This is a genomic window from Niabella ginsenosidivorans, from assembly GCF_001654455.1.
Taxonomy (GTDB): Bacteria; Bacteroidota; Bacteroidia; order Chitinophagales; family Chitinophagaceae; genus Niabella; species Niabella ginsenosidivorans.
Window position 1 is genome coordinate 3,310,981 of sequence record NZ_CP015772.1, and the last position, 15,454, is coordinate 3,326,434.

General features: G+C 45.3%; 15 protein-coding genes, 1 pseudogene and 1 riboswitch. Of the genes and pseudogenes, 1 reads left to right on the forward strand and 15 read right to left on the reverse strand.

Annotated elements, in window-relative coordinates; all coding sequences use genetic code 11:
- Positions 1-6 precede the first annotated feature (6 nt).
- The 9 genes and pseudogenes from A8C56_RS13765 to A8C56_RS13805 all read right to left on the reverse strand — a co-directional run bounded on the left by A8C56_RS13765 (position 7) and on the right by A8C56_RS13805 (position 5,594).
- Positions 7-600, reverse strand: a complete 594-nt coding sequence (locus A8C56_RS13765) for a DUF4142 domain-containing protein (RefSeq protein WP_067757090.1) — start codon at positions 598-600, stop codon at positions 7-9.
- 27 nt (positions 601-627) lie between these two features.
- Positions 628-843 carry a hypothetical protein gene (locus A8C56_RS13770; RefSeq protein ID WP_067757093.1) on the reverse strand — a complete coding sequence of 72 codons (216 nt, stop codon included), beginning with the start codon at positions 841-843 and terminating at the stop codon, positions 628-630.
- A 29-nt stretch (positions 844-872) separates the two neighbouring features.
- A pseudogene (locus A8C56_RS25515) lies at positions 873-1,732 on the reverse strand (SDR family oxidoreductase).
- Between the two features lie 67 nt (positions 1,733-1,799).
- Entirely contained in the window at positions 1,800-2,297 is a 498-nt protein-coding gene (locus A8C56_RS13780; protein ID WP_067757095.1) for a hypothetical protein, read from the reverse strand.
- A 469-nt stretch (positions 2,298-2,766) separates the two neighbouring features.
- A complete protein-coding gene (locus tag A8C56_RS13785; protein WP_067757098.1) occupies positions 2,767-3,114 on the reverse strand; it encodes a hypothetical protein in 348 nt (115 codons plus the stop codon).
- Positions 3,115-3,182: 68 nt separating this feature from the next.
- Positions 3,183-3,286, reverse strand: a riboswitch (TPP riboswitch).
- Between the two features lie 93 nt (positions 3,287-3,379).
- Complete coding sequence (locus A8C56_RS13790) at positions 3,380-3,850, reverse strand: hypothetical protein (RefSeq protein ID WP_067757101.1); 471 nt, start codon at positions 3,848-3,850, stop codon at positions 3,380-3,382.
- Between the two features lie 39 nt (positions 3,851-3,889).
- A complete protein-coding gene (locus A8C56_RS13795; RefSeq protein WP_067757104.1) occupies positions 3,890-4,618 on the reverse strand; it encodes a DUF72 domain-containing protein in 729 nt (242 codons plus the stop codon).
- The gene (locus tag A8C56_RS13800) at positions 4,618-5,109 is read right to left on the reverse strand and encodes a DUF421 domain-containing protein (RefSeq protein WP_067757106.1); all 492 of its coding nucleotides are present in this window, start codon (positions 5,107-5,109) and stop codon (positions 4,618-4,620) included. Before A8C56_RS13800 ends, A8C56_RS13795 begins: the two co-directional genes overlap by 1 nt.
- A complete protein-coding gene (locus A8C56_RS13805) occupies positions 5,106-5,594 on the reverse strand; it encodes an inorganic diphosphatase (protein WP_067757110.1) in 489 nt (162 codons plus the stop codon). The genes A8C56_RS13800 and A8C56_RS13805 overlap by 4 nt, the downstream gene beginning before the upstream one ends.
- 245 nt (positions 5,595-5,839) lie before the next feature.
- Here A8C56_RS13805 and A8C56_RS13810 point away from each other — a divergent pair, with 245 nt between their 5' ends.
- Positions 5,840-6,124, forward strand: coding sequence for a hypothetical protein (locus A8C56_RS13810; protein ID WP_067757113.1), 285 nt, complete (start codon positions 5,840-5,842; stop codon positions 6,122-6,124).
- Positions 6,125-6,441: 317 nt separating this feature from the next.
- On the opposite strand, the gene A8C56_RS13815 is transcribed toward A8C56_RS13810, so the two are convergent.
- The 6 genes from A8C56_RS13815 to A8C56_RS13840 form a co-directional block, all read right to left on the reverse strand.
- Positions 6,442-6,723 (reverse strand): hypothetical protein, encoded by a 282-nt coding sequence (locus tag A8C56_RS13815; protein ID WP_218917186.1) that lies wholly within the window; start codon positions 6,721-6,723, stop codon positions 6,442-6,444.
- Between the two features lie 31 nt (positions 6,724-6,754).
- A complete protein-coding gene (locus A8C56_RS13820) occupies positions 6,755-8,596 on the reverse strand; it encodes a carbon starvation CstA family protein (protein WP_179946941.1) in 1,842 nt (613 codons plus the stop codon).
- A 53-nt stretch (positions 8,597-8,649) separates the two neighbouring features.
- Positions 8,650-10,452 carry an FAD-dependent oxidoreductase gene (locus tag A8C56_RS13825; protein WP_245645472.1) on the reverse strand — a complete coding sequence of 601 codons (1,803 nt, stop codon included), beginning with the start codon at positions 10,450-10,452 and terminating at the stop codon, positions 8,650-8,652.
- Positions 10,452-12,119: an FAD-dependent oxidoreductase gene (locus A8C56_RS13830; protein WP_067757119.1), complete on the reverse strand. Its 1,668-nt coding sequence runs from the start codon at positions 12,117-12,119 to the stop codon at positions 10,452-10,454. Before A8C56_RS13830 ends, A8C56_RS13825 begins: the two co-directional genes overlap by 1 nt.
- Before the next feature lie 147 nt (positions 12,120-12,266).
- Positions 12,267-13,886, reverse strand: coding sequence for an FAD-dependent oxidoreductase (locus A8C56_RS13835; protein WP_084490208.1), 1,620 nt, complete (start codon positions 13,884-13,886; stop codon positions 12,267-12,269).
- A 55-nt stretch (positions 13,887-13,941) separates the two neighbouring features.
- Positions 13,942-15,387, reverse strand: coding sequence for a RagB/SusD family nutrient uptake outer membrane protein (locus tag A8C56_RS13840; protein WP_067762025.1), 1,446 nt, complete (start codon positions 15,385-15,387; stop codon positions 13,942-13,944).
- Positions 15,388-15,454: the final 67 nt, after the last annotated feature.

A 15,454-nucleotide genomic window follows, 5' to 3' on the forward strand; every position in this document is an offset into this window, starting at 1 on the left:
CCTTTATTATTTCCGTAAAAGGCTATCCACCTGCCGGGCATACCGAAGATGCAGCTCCCATACCGGAAGTTTGGCCAACGCCCACTGCACAAGATCCTGGTCTGCGCCGCCGGATACGTATTGCCTGAACTCATTTATGCCTTTCATATGATCTGTTACCATCCATGACATGTATTTTTTATCAAACCGCTCTCCCTCCAGTGAGCGCAGCTCATTATACTTCTTTTTTTTATCATCACCTAAAGCAGTGGTCAGGGAAATATTTTTTTGCCGGGCCAGGGTCAGTATTTCATTATTAGCTCCTGAGTGGTCCCGGATCATCCTAAGTCCAAAATCCCTGACGCTCTGCGCCCGGGCATTGTTTTGAGCCAGCTGGCCCAATTGTATTTCCATTATTCCTCCGTTAATGGCGGTCATTGCAAAGTCTGCATCTTTTTCAAGTATTCTCATAGAAGGGTTAGCGGTATCGCTTTTATCAAACAGCGTTTCATTAGCAGCCCCGATGGTCCTCCTGTTGTCTGATGCAGTATTGCAGGCCGGCATCAGCGTTCCTGCCAATAGCGGCAACCCTATTATAAAATTCAAACAGCGTTGTTTCATAAAAATGGTTTAATCTGCAAAACCTTTTTACCCGGCACCGGCGCCTCTGTTCTGCCGTTTTCTTAGCAATAAGCGATACCATCCTGTTATCTTACGTGCAATCTTACTACCGGAAATGCCTGTTTCCATCTTAACATTGCCGGACACTCTGCTGGTCCTGTTTCCATTGATACCCGTATTTCCCTGTTGATTCAGCATATCTGAACCCGGTTTTGCCGTATAAAACGGTAGTATTTTTCCCATTATTTCTCATTTTTAACAATTGTAAAAGCTTATCCGTTAATGATCTCGCCTCCATTAGGGTGCAATACCTGTCCGGTGATAAAGCTGGCATCATCACTGGCCAGGAATAAATAACATGGTGCAATTTCATTAGGCTCCCCGGCCCGACCCATTGGCACATCGCTGCCAAACGTGGCAACCTTATCTTTGTCAAAAGACGAAACAATCAAAGGTGTCCATACCGGTCCCGGTGCTACTGCATTCACCCGGATGCCTTTCCTAACCAGGTTACCTGCAAGACTTCTTGTAAAACCAACAATAGCCCCTTTAGTGGATGCATAATCTATTAATGAAGAGCTGCCCCTATATGCGGTTACCGATGTGGTATTAATAATGCAGCTTCCTTTTTTCATATAGCCAACCGCATATTTTGATAACCAGAAACAGGAAAAGAAATTGGTGTAAAATGTTTTCAAAAGCTGTTCTGTACTGATTGCTTCAACAGACTCCTGCTCCCATTGCGTACCTGCGTTGTTAATTAATATATCCAGCCCCCCAAAGCCTTTATTGTTTCTTCAATGATCATGATACACTCTTCTTCTTTACTGATATCCCCTCTGATCAGGCTGCAGGAGCCTCCTTCGGCGTTAATAATACGCTGTGTGTCTGCCGCATCAGCATCTTCATTCAGATAAGCAATGGCCAGGTGCGCCCCTTCCTTTGCCAACAATAAGGCAATTGCTTTTCCGATGCCGCTGTCTCCGCCTGTGATCAATGCCTTTTTACCTGCCAGCCGGCCTCCTTCATACTGCTTTGGCTGGCTTTGCGGCCGGGGATGCATCTCATTTTCAGTGCCGGGTTTTTCCTGTACCTGTCCGGGGCGTAATGGTTGCTTCTTTTCCTTTTCCATAACATTTGTTTATAGATTATTTATAAAAGGGGAGCTCCATACTCCCCTTTTTATCTGTCCTCCGCGGTTAACGATGCGCCCGGGATTTTCTTCCTGCACCACGACTGCCTCCATGAGCAGCTTCGCCGCCTTTTTTTGCAGCCTGTGTCCGCTGTGCCTTGCTCATAGCTGCAAACCCCCGTTTTGAAGAGCCATTGGATGAAGAACGGTGCCCTGAAGCTGACTGGCCCTTTGACCGGCCTGATGAAGTGGAACGCCTGCTACGGCTGGCAGTGCTGCTTTCTCCTGACCGGAAACGGCCTCTGCTATCCCTGGTCCTTCCGGATTCCTCTTCCGCTTCCTCCTCTCCTTCTTCCTCATTGTAGTCCTCATCATCATGGTCGTGGTTGTCTTTTACTTCATAATCATCATATTCATCTTCATAATCCGAAAAGTCATCATCATATTCATCATCGTCATTGGCGTCTTCAAACCCGTGCTTATAACCCAGCTTGTATACTTCTTCAAAAACAGAAGTATCCGATTGATGGCTCTTACTGCTCCGTGCACCTTGCTTTGCTTTCATAATAAATGCTTTTTAAGTTTAGAAATAATCTTGAGAATATCCTTTAAAAACAAAACAAGCAACAGGCCAGCTCCTGTATATTATAAATACCCCCGGAAAAGTTGCCGGCTTTACCAGGGCTGTTTTAAAGCGCAGAACAGGCCGTATGCCTGTCTTACAGCGTTTTTACCACGTTAGGGCATTACTAACTTTTATACAGTTCTTTCAATATTTTTAGCAGGACCGTAATCTATTACCTACAGCATATGGCAGGTTCCGGTAAATATTGCAACATACTATGGGGAAAAGCCTCCCCAGGAGCCTTATTCTTTCTACGGGCTATAGATGGTCAGAAAAATAATCCCAATATTGTATAGTAGATCACTAAAAACATAAAAAAGCCGAGGACTGCTGCATTAACATGTTTATTTTCCATTGGATACAATATTAACAGGTGATAAAAATTTATTTTAAAAATGGCGCTACCCCCCTATTTATTCACTACCCGCATTCTATTAATATCAAAGTCATCACAGGATAAAGAAACTGCAAAATGAAGCACATAAGCTGCAAAGTCTATGGGCTTCATCCTTTTTTTAAATTTCTTAACCGGCAACCGGCCTTTGCCGGCAGGCATTTTCCCGTTTTTTTCGTAAGCATATAAGGTAACGCTGAACCCTTCTTTACTAAATGAAATTTTTATGTTTACGGGGGCAAACCGCTCCGGATGGTAGTTCGGAAATTCAGCAGTCAGCAATTCTTCCACTCCTTCTCTCAGATCAAGGGCAGCATAGCCAACCAGGCTATGCGCTGCCATTTCAAAAGGCTGCTCTTTCATTCTGTATAAATTTTACCGGCCTGTTAAAAACGGGGGCTATTACAAAAGGCCCCCGGTGCTACCGGGGGGCCCAGATTTTCTCATCTTCCTGCGCTGGCATTATCCAGTTCAGGTTCTACGGGTTTTTCTCAGTGCGTATCTTTCGATAGTTTCACCACCCCGGAAGAAAATCTATCAATATCATTTAAATAATTATGCCAAAAACCGGGCAGCCATTTATTTTAAGTTTTTAGTACTTTTTTATCTACACAGTGTGTATTGTTTTCTACAGTTTATTATCCTCAAAAGGCGAAAGATACCGGGGTTTCGGTCTTTTATAAAAAAAGCCCCAACAGGCAGCTGCAATAATAAAAGCAGCCGTAAGCCCTATCCTTATACCCCGGTTAAGCTTCTTATTCTTTTGGGGCGGGCGTTTGTTTATAGCGGGAATTTCCTTTACAAATTGCGCTATATACCCGTCTGAATATATGCCGTAAGCATCCAGCAATATCCCCCGTGCTCCATCCGGGGTCTGTAAAAGATACAACACAGAGTTGTCTGCCGGATCACTTCCCCCTTCAAACCGGTAAAAATTCTTTATGATAACTTCCCCGGGTGCGTACGCCTTTGGCGCTCCGTTATAAGAAAGGCCACTGCCGGTTATAAAAAAAGATCTGGTATAGCCTTCCTTTGCTGCATGCTTTATGCATTCACTGATCGTGCTCATTTTTTGCGAAGAAGTCTCTTTTTTCATCATTGTTGTTTACCGTCTGCAAAAACAAAAATGCTGCCGGCATTATAACAGTTTTCCGGATAAGGCTCCTGCATTCTGTACGGCATAGCCTGCCTGATCATTATCAAAATACAGATATACATCCAGTTCTTCTGCCTGCCATTTCCGGCACTTTTTCGCCCAGGTTTCAAGCATTGAAGCAGTGTACTTTCCCTGGTATTTACCGGCAGGCCCGTGCAAACGGATGTATACAAAATCGGCAGTGGTGATAAGCGGGCTGGTTTGCCTGTTCAAATCGTAAATACAAAAAGCGCAGTTATATTTTTTTAACAATGCATATACCTGCTCGTTATACCAGGTAGCATTCCGGAACTCAAAACTATAACGATATTTACGTGGCAGTATTTTTAGAAATCCTTCCAGCCGCTCCGCATTTACCTTCCATGCAGGTGGCAGTTGAAACAATACAGGTCCTAATTTCTTTTTAAGATGCTTTATATGAGTAAAGAAAGGCTGCAGATCCTTTTTACCAAGGTTCAGCTTTTTCATATGGGTAAAAAAACGGCTGCCCTTAACCGCAAATAAAAAATTTCCCGGCACCGCAGCAGCCCAGGCGCTAAAAGTTTCCGCGGCAGGAAGCCGGTAAAAACTGTTGTTTATTTCTACGGTTCTGAACACCTGTGCATAATAGTTCAATTGATCTTCATTCCTGACGGTATCCGGGTAAAAAACTTTCTTCCAGTGCCGGTAATGCCAGCCGGAGGTTCCGATGTTTATTGTTCCTTTAGCCATTATTCTATTTTAAGTATAAAACTGATCCGTCCGTTTGTTTCAATATAGACCCTCTGAACCCGGCTCAGATCTTCGCTTTTGGTTTCCAGCCGCAGGCTTTCCAAAAGATCTGTGCGGCTTAGTGCCGCCCGCCTCATATTATTCCAGAGAACAGTACCGTTATCATACAGCAGCAGCGGCTTGCCTGCAACCAGCTGACCAAATTTTCCGCTGGCCTGCGCCCACCAGGCTACAATGCGGTTAACCAGGATCATAACTGCAGAAGCCGCCACCGTAGCCCAGTAGGGAGAGGCGCCTACAATGCCCCGGGCCAGCACAGACCCCATTGCAATGATAATAATCGTATCAAATGCAGAGCGTTTATTAATGATGCGTATACCACCCAGGCGGATCAGCAGCAGGCAGATCAAAAATGTAACAAATGCGCGGGCCGACATTTGCCCTATGCCCAGCTCTTCGCCTTTACCAAATACCCAGTAAATAGTATTCATCCTTCATTCTTTTTAATTTGCTTTGTTGCTTCTTTGGCATTTATAAATCCCTGCGGCCGGAAGTCCTTCCCTTCTTCCCTGTTGTAATTGATAAAAAAATCCTCAAGCTCCCGCAGCAGCTTTTCCGGCAGCTCACCGGTACACCCTGTATTCCATTCATAGCCCGTAACAACAGGAGTAAATAAATACCGGTCATTACGTATCTTTTCTCCATCCTTTTCTATCTGCACTGCCTTTATAGCGCCCAGTAAGCGGCATTCGATCATACAGCCGGGAAATGTTTTGAGTGATGACAATACAAAAGCGTCCAACGGATCTCCATCTTCGCCTTTAGTACCAGGTATAAAACCAAAGTCAAAAGGGAACACCATCCCTTCCGGCAGCAGTTTCTTCAAACAAAGCATACCATATCTGGAATCATAATCATATTTTTCCCTGCTGCCTCTGGGCGTTTCTATAATGATAAATGTTTTGTACTTGCTCATAGCCGGAATTTATTATTGCTGCATCACTATTGTCCAATCTTTTATTTCACTAAAAAATTGATGCCAAACTACAGCTTATGGTACAGGAAGTATTTTGTTTTTAAGTTTCCTATCTGGAATAACAAGCGGATCATCAACAGTCAACCAGGATTAAGAAGAGGACAGATATTTGCGGCAAATTTTATTTTTGGTAACTACATGGCAAAACAGTTTCTACAATTCTATATTGGATTGATTCTTTTTTTATGGTATCCTGTCAGCCGGCAAGCCCGGATCATTTTTTTGACCAGGCAGTATTAAACAGTAATCTTGTAAGCGACTTTGAACCTTATAGCTTTGGCAAAGCCCTGGAGCAATACACTGTTGAGTATCCGGATGTACCGTCAGGTAAGAGGAAAGAAAAGGAAGCCCGGCAGGTTGTACAAACCAAGATACAATCCATAGAAGGCGCTCTGGCCAGGGTAAAAGCCCTGGATGCCGGCGATGATGAGATGCGGGCTATAAAGCAGAATTCCATTGCGCTTTTTTGAAACCGCGCTTCCTGTGTACAAAAACGAATATCTGAAATATGCCAAACTATGCGATGAAAAGTCTGCATCGCCAGAGAAAGAAGCGTTATTTAAAAAAGTAGAACAGGAGGATTTTCCAAAAGTAAATGCCTGATGGACAGCCTGTACCGGAAAGGGAAACTGTTTGCCGATAAACATTATATAAATGTCAATTGGGGCAGGTAAAAAATCCGGCTGCCTGCTCTGCAACAATCCTACCAATCATTACAGCTGTTTTCATCCTCCGTTTTGCGGGTCGTATTTTGCAAACTCATTTGTATCGGTAAATGCTGATGCGGTCATTCCTGGAGCAGGAATGACCGCCTGGTTCCAGCCTGCTGTAAAATAAACCCCTCTTTTTGCCTGCAATACCGGTACTCCACACCTGATATGTATTCAATAGTATCCGAAGCTTCTTTTTCAATTTCGTAATCATAGCTTAGCAGCCGATCCTTTAAACTTTTGTATTGGGTTTCTGTAAAAAGCTCCGGGTTTTCACCGTTATTAAAAAAACCGGCATCGTTCAGTTGCTGTTCACGATCTCTTGTTTCCGTTCTGAATAATTGTATATCGTAACTCATACTGCCGGTCTGTTTTCATTATTGTTACGCATTATCTTTCAACAATTTCTTTTACATAATCCCCATAATAATCTATTTCCAAAGCCTGCCGGTTCAGCAATACCCGCCATCTTTTAAATGTATTAAAAAAAACGATCAGCATCAACAACATTGCAATAAAGGCCAGAACCGCCAGCAAATACTGGCCATTAGGCAGGTAAATCTTCATGATCTGTTCATAGCCTGCCCAAAAAGTGATCAGCGCCATAAATATTCCGGGAATTGCAGCACACAACGCATATTTCTTCCGGTTAAGACGGATCAGCATCGTTGTACAAACGATCAATCCGCAAGCTGCCAGCAATTGATTGCTGATGCCAAACAATGGCCAGATGGAGCTGATATTTCCTGTATAGACCAAATAGCCCCATGATAAAGTAAAAATAAGACTGGTGATCACAATGCCGGGCAACCAGTTCTTATCATCGAATTTCGGAAAGATAGTACCGATCATTTCCTGTAAAAAAAATCGTCCCACTCTTGTTCCTGCATCAATTGCCGTCAGAATAAAGACCGCTTCAAACATTATTGCAAAATTGTACCAATAGGCCATCACATCATCCATAAAAGGAATCTTATCAAAAATGTGCGCCATGCCTACTGCCAGAGATACCGCGCCGCCCGTTCTTCCCATCAGGTCCACCCCAATCTTAGAGCTGATATGACCCATATCCACGGTAACCCAATCCGGGTTCTGTGCAATAAAGCCGGCATATAACCCTTTGGGAGTGTTGATACCGAAATAATCGCCCGGCATCAGCGTACAGGCCGCAATCAAAGCCATTAATGCTACAAACCCTTCCACCAGCATGGCTCCATATCCTACAAAAAGAATCTCCTTTTCATTATTCAGCATTTTAGGCGTTGTTCCGGTAGCTATTACCGCATGAAAGCCGGAAATAGCCCCGCAGGCAATCACAATAAATATAAAGGGTAAAACGGGCCCGCCAATTACTGGCCCGCCTCCGTTAACGAACTTCGTAATCGCCGGCATCTGCAGGTCCGGATGAATGATCACTACGCCTACGGTGAGCATTATAATAGTTCCGATCTTTAAATACGTAGACAGATAATCTCTGGGTACCAGTAGCAACCACACCGGCAAAACAGACGCCAGGAAGCCATAAACAGTTATGGCTACAGCGATGGTTTCCATTTTCCAGTGAAAAAGATCTCCGATTTCTTTAAATTCCATCAACCGGTGCCCGCCCACAATTGCCGCAATCAACAAAGCACCTCCCAAAATACTTGCAAATGTTAAACTGTTTTTTTTATAGCGCATAATAAGCCCCATAATGATTGCGATCGGCAAAGTAGAGATTACCGTAAATAAAGACCAGGGCGCCTCATACATGGCACTGATACAGGCAAGAGAAAGACCGGCCAGCGTTAAAATAAGAATAAAAAGAATGGCTGTTCCGGCAATGAGCCCTGTGGTTTTTCCAACTTCCTTACCGGCAATGGATGCCAGGCTTTCTCCCTTGTGTCTTACAGAAGCAAACAGCACAACCATATCATGCACACCGCCTGCCAGCACGCATCCGATCAGGATCCATAAAGTGCCGGGCAGGTACCCGAATTGCGCAGCCAGTACCGGGCCCACCAGGGGGCCTGCCGCCGCTATGGCGGCAAAATGATGCCCGAAAAGTACATTTTTGTGAGTAGGCACATAATCCTTGCCGTTAGAGAATTCGTATGCAGGCGTTGTATTCTTTGTATTAATACGGAGCACCCTTTGCGCAATAAAAATACCATACACCCTGTAGGCAATAGCAAAAAGCAATAAACCACAGAAGATTAATGTGAGCGCATTCATCCCGTTCAGGAAACTCATATATTTTTAAATTTAAAAACCATTCATTGCTTTATTATTGATATAACCATATCTTATTTATAAATTTCTTCAGGCCAGTGAAGCGCTACTCCCTGCGCTTCCAGGTACGCCTGAAAATCTTTTAGTAATTGTTCGTTTTCCCGGATTGCATGCGGTTCCGTCTTTTTTTGAAGGGAAAAGGCAACTGCTGCCCCAACGGCTTCGCCAATGCCCCACTCAACTGGGTGCAAACGGTAACAGCCGTTTGTGATGTGCGTGGTACCTATATTTTTATTTGCCGGTAAAAGGTTCCGCACCCTTTGAGGCAACAGCGCCCCCAGGGGAATCTGAAAAGGCAGGGAATCAAAATCTATATAATTATTTTTTCCTGTGCCGGGGTGCAGGTCAATATGGTAATACCCAATACCAACAGTATCAAAAAAAGAAGCTGCTTTTCCTGCATCAGCTGCTGAAGCTACCTGTTTCCGGTTCTCCTTTCCCACATGTTCTTCCAATACCCTGAATACAGGCCGGATACGGCGCGACTCGCGTATATACGGATACTGCGCTAATCCATCCGCTGTGCCCAGCATATCCGTGCGCAGCAGCAACCCCGGCCATCCCTGCCCTCCATCGGGCCGCTCCACTTCTGTCTGAAGCCAGTAGAGCAGGGACCTGCTGAGCTCTTTTCCTTTTGCTACCTGCTTATTAAACGTCCGTTCATCCACATCAATAATATTACCTAAAAAATAATCATTTTGGGGCCAGTTGATCAAACTCAGGTTGCCTTTATAAAGCCCCTCCTTAAAATTCCTGTGATCAATAATGCGCCGGTAATTCCAGAGATTTAAAACACCTTCTGTTGTTTTACCTGTTGGATCAAACCCCAGCTTTTTGGGCTTTAGTGTGGACGGGCTGGAATAATATAAGGATAGCAATTTTCCGGGCCATGACGGTTTTAACGGGGGAATAAAATCTTTCCAGAAATTATAATTTTCAGGTTTATCAATGCGGTGGTCTTCACCTTCCCTGTATTCCAGTACAAAACAGTGGGTAAAAGCCTGGTTATTTTTAGGATCAGCTACCTCCGCTGCATGCAGCTCTTTTGTCTGGCTTTTTGATTCTGCACCGGAAACATATTCAACCCCCGCAAGAGGTAATAAGTCGCCCAGTTCCGTTGCATCAATAAAATAGGCAGCTTTGAGTACCTGCTCCTGTCCTGTATCCAGGTTCCGGCATTTCATATAGTGTACAAAATCGCCGCTGCTATCTGCTGCCACCACTTTTGTACGCAACAGCAGTTCCAGTTTTCCTGCGTGCAGATAAGGCAGCAGGAAACTGTTTAAAACCGTCAGCGCCACCCGCGGTTCATGGCATAATTTAGAAACAGAACCATTTCCCGGGTTAAAAAACCTGGCGGCTTTTGCCTGCGCACTAAGCGGATAAAAACCGGTATAAAATGCACGGATCCGGGCCCGCAACTCCAGATACGATTTTGTTGCGCCAAATGATTCTATCCAGGGATGTTCATCAGGGCAGCTTACTCCCTGTTGGGTCAGCTGCCCGCCGATCCAATGCGTTTCTTCTGTCAGCACAACGGAAAGTCCGTTCCTCAATGTCGCCAGTGCAGCAGCACAGCCACCCATTCCTCCGCCAGCAATGACCACATCCGCCTTCATTTCCCTTGTGCCGGAAGTCAGCGACTTTTGTAATTTATGAGCAGCAGCCAGGTTATTGAGTCCCATCAGTGCTCCTGTGCCAACTCCTAATGAGCTTATAAAATGCTTTCTTTTCAATTTGCAAAGAGTAATACAGAAATAATGACCCGTTATAAAATTTTCTTTGGAACTGATCGCAAACCCGGGTGCCCGGTACATCAGCCTATTTTTTGCTGCTGCTTTAACAGGTTATTTTTTAACGCTGCATAATCCACTTTCTGCACGCTGCTCTTATTATCAATTGCCATTACCGCTGCTGTAGCTGCTGACTCGCCAAGGATCATGAACACAGGCTCCATCCGTATGGAACCATAGGCCACATGAGAGCTGGACAGGCAAACCGGTACCAGCAGGTTCTGACACTCAGCTGCTTTTGGCACAATTGCCCGGTAAGAAATATTGTAAGGTTTGGGAACCGCTACCCCAAAATCACCCTCATTCTGAACAAAGCCCTCTTTTGTTACATACCGCTGTATGTTATGAGAGTCCAACGTATAAGAGCCCATCCCTATAGAATCCGTAACCGCCCGTTCCCCAAGGATCTCCTGCTCTGTCATCACAAAATCACTGACCATTCTCCTTGCCTCCCTGATATACAGCTGGAACGGCCAGTTTTCATTATCTGTAAACTCATCTTTGGCCAAACCCCATTTATTAAATTCCTGCTGCACCTCACGGGGTATTCGCTGGTCTGTGGCTATAAAATAAAATAATCCCTGTTGATAGTTCCTGTGATTTTGTATGATTTGTTTTCGCTGCGTATAGGACGCATCCGGGTACAGGTAATTCATCCCGATATAATCCGTGCTAAATGGTCCGTGGTTATTCGTATCTGTTTTCAGATTGGGGATCGGATCAAATTTCCGGAACAGTTCCCGCCATCCGCTGTTAAAAACCCGGACCAACAGTTCATATTGTGTCGGATCATATCCCGAAGGCTGCGGAAATGCGACCTTGTTTTCCGGATGCGATGAAAAGCACATCCGGTAACAATACGCCTGCACTTTTTTATCGCCCGAACCATAGGCGCCGGGCGCTTCCCCTGAAATGCCCGGCAACAGCCCGCTTGAAGGTTTGCCGGGGATCTTATAGGGATCGATCCTGGATTTAAAATAATGGTCGTGATGGAACACGCCTGTAAGCACGCCTGCCCATTTTTCATTATACACACCAGCAGCCTCCCGTCCTATTGTAAAACTGACACTGGCAGCAGCCATCAGATCGCCCTCATAAGTGGCATCAATAAAGATCTTACCGGCATACACATTGCTTTTTACTGTTTTAAAGGAAATGATCTGCCCATGCTTCATCTGCACTCCATGAGGGCGCTCCAGCCATTCATCCCGGAACACGGCTATACCGTTTTCATGAATAAACCCCTCGAAGACTTTCTCCGCCGCATGTGGCTCAAAGATCCACATAGTCCTGTTTGTGCCATCTATGGCAGGAGTGCCCTGCCCTTTATTGCCATATGCTTCTTTTTGCTGCCATTGCCAGGATTTCGCATCTTCATAGTGCAAATAGATCCTGTGGTAAAACTCCCGGGCTAATCCACCGATCACCGCTTTATTCCCGGTATCTGTAAAGCCCAGTCCTCCGGAAGTCATGCCGCCCAAATGCAGTTCAGGGCACACGATCATTACGGTTTTACCCAACTGCTTTGCTTTTACAGCAGCGGTAACGGCTGCAGAAGTACCTCCATAAATAATAACATCGGCCTCCCGTCTTTCTCCTGTCCGCGCAAAAGGCTCCCAACCGGGAATACCCCCGGAAAGAACGGCTCCGCCACCTATTGCCAATGATTTGACGAAATTTCTTCTTTTCATGAGTGTAAGTTTTTTTTAGTTGGGTTTCCATCAGTCCGCTTCCCCCAGCAATGGCCCTTATTTCATCATTTCATCAATGACCTGAACCTTGCCGGCTGTTCATTTCCCTTTTTAATTGTTCGTTGCTATTTACCAAAGTAATCCTTCCTATTTTTTAGCCTTTTCCAGAAACGGGTCTTCCCGCAGCCATTGCTGAAGGCCCTGCACATCAATTTCCTGAACAGTTTTTTTCATGCGGATGGCCATAGAGGCTGCCATTGCAGCAGATTGACCCAAGACCATAAATACAGGTTCCATACGGATGGAACCATAGGCAATATGACTGGAAGACAGGCAAACGGGCACCAGGAGATTAGTGCATTCGGCTGCTTTAGGAGTTATGGAACGGTAAGCAATGGGATACGGCTGCTTTACATGCACTTCCACATTGCCTTCATTCTTTACCATCCCGTTTACCGCGATCCGGTCACAATTATGACTGTCCATGCCATAAGAAGCAAGACCTATGCCATCGGCCACCGTTACTTCACCCGTGCAATTATGCTCTGTCATCACATAAGCCCCGATCATCCGCCGGGCCTCTCTTACATACAACTGCGGTGTAAAATGGTCAAATTCCTTATACTCATCTTTCGGGTAGCCCCAATTGCGGATAAAATTCCGTAAGGTATCCGGAACTCTTTTATCTGCAGACATAAAATAGAGCAGTCCTTTTGTGTAGGCTATTCCCTCACGGATCATTGCTGCTCTTTCCGCATAACCAGCTTCTGCCCAGCCCTGGTTCATACCGATCATGTCTGTTGAAAAACCGCCACGATTGTTCACGTCCGTTTTACGGTTGGGCATTTTGCTCCAGATAAAATAGTTGTTGACCGACCGCATTTCCGGCTGTGCTTCAAGAAGCCGGACCAGCAATTCATATCTTGATGAATCATAATCAGCGGGGCGCGTAATGGGGATGCGGTTGGCTGCACTGTCTGTAAGGCATATCCTGAAATTGTATGCCTGTACTTTTTTATCGCCCGTTCCTGCCGGAACCGCCTGATTCCCGGAGATCCCCCAGAGCAGCCCGCTTTGGGGATCTCCGGGAATTTTATAAGGGCTGACCCCATCCGGGAACTGGTGATAACCCGATTGTTTATGGTATTCTGGCAACTGAAATCCATTTAAGGTTTCACCGTAGACCTTATTATCTTCCCGGCCGATAAAATAGGAAACACCGGCTTTGGCCATCAGGTCGCCCTCATAGGTGCAGTCTATAAATTGTTTAGACCGCACGATAACTTCTTTGTTCTGCCCCTGCCGGGAAAAACGGGCTTCCACTATCAAGGCGCCTTTCTTTGTCAGTTCAGAAAGCTGCGTTTGCATGAATACCGTAATTTTCCCTTCTGCTAAAAAATCATTCATTACCGCTGATGCAACCCGTGGCTCAAATGTCCATTGTTCTCCGGATTGTTGATATTTCTTAGCTACCCTTTGGTAAAACTGCCGGGAAAAACCGGTGATCGCATCTTTTGTACCCGCATCCGTTTGACCAAGTCCCCCTGTGGTCAACCCGCCAATCCAGTTTCCAGGCTCAATCAGCAAAACGGTATTGCCACACCGGGCAGCGGTATAAGCAGCTATAACACCTGCTGCAGTACCGCCATAAATACAGATGTCGGTGGTATAGGAACCGGGAACTGCTGCTCTGCCGGCAATGGCTGTATTACCCATTAGAAAACAGCTCCACATTACAACCAGTAACACAATCGTTTTATGCTTCATTATTTAATACATTTATTGTTGAATACTATTCATTTCCAATAGTCCTGCTTTCCTGCTAGTAGCCGGGGTTTTGATCTGCCTGGGATAGGGCACCATTATTATCAATTTCTTCCTGCGGGATCGGCCATAATAACCGGGCATCAATAACCGTACGGCCTACCAGGCCCATTGCCTTCTTTACGGTTCCTGTTCTTTTCAGGTCATTCCATCGTTGTCCTTCTACAATAAATTCCAGCGCTCTTTCCTTTAGCACCGTGTCGCGGAACTGCTCCTGGTTCATCCCGGGCTTAAAATCCGCCACAGAAGGTGCTAAGGGGCTGTACCCATAGGCCCGCCTTCTTATCCAGTTCAGGCGTTCCAGCGCCAGGTCAGTAGGCCCTCCGTTTGCCATACAATCGGCTTCTGCAAATATCAGGAGGGCTTCTGCATAACGGTAAACAGGATCGCTCGATGTTGCCAGGCCGGAAGCTTCCGTAATAAATTTTTTGAACAGCACGGGCGTTGCAGAAGGAAGTAAAACAGAGTCTCCGCCCGGGCCCAGGTACTTTGTATATAAGTTGAAACTTTTTCTGAGATCCTGATCATCCCAGGTGGCAAGAAAAGACTTCATATTCGGCAGCCAGGCATAAACACCCCCGCTGCTGTAATTATAAGGAGGCGTATTGGGCCGGTGCAAATAACTGGGCAGTGTGGATTGCCGCGAATCTGAATGATGAATGGACAGGACATCTTCTGAGCTTGTTGTTACTGCAAAAATTTTATAAAAGTCATCGGGTTTCTGTACACTTACCAATGTGTATACGCCGCTTTTAATGATATCATCGGCTTCTTTTGCGGCATCTGCCCATTGCTCCCTGGTTAAATATACATTTGCCAAAAGCATTTTCGCCGCCCATTTGGAGGCTTTGCCGGTTTCGCTGCCGACAGATTCCGGCAACCCGTTCACCGCTGCTGTTGCGTCCTCTATAATGAGTTTATACACTTCATCCTCCGGCGACCGGGGCACATCCACCTGGCTGATATCCACACTTTCTTTTGTCTTTAAAGGCACCGGGCCAAACCCCCTGACCAGATTAAAATAAGACATCCCTCTTAAAAAATGCGCTTCTGCAAGGATTCTGTTTTTTGCGGTTTCATCCATATCAATACCAGGCACATTTTCCAGTACGGAATTGGCGCGGTTGATGGTTTGATAAAAAGAAGACCAGATGTCGCCTGCACGCCCGATATTGGCAACATCCAGGATCTGGCTAAATACTGATATCGGGGCCTGGGATCCGCGGCCTTCCTCATAATCTGAGTGGTTGACCAGGAACAGCCAGTAATTGATCCCATAATTATCGGCCAGGGAAGAATAGACCCCTGTAATAGCGGTTTGCGCATCAGATGCATTTTTATAATAATTCGCTTTTGAAATAAAACTTTTTGGAATTTCCGTTAATTGCTTTTTACAGGAGCCCAGTAAAGCAATAAACCCTATATATATAATTATCCTTTTCATCAGTCTGTTTTTTATATTTTTTAATGGTCTTGTGAGCTTTGAAACAATCATCCTGCTTTGTTTCGTG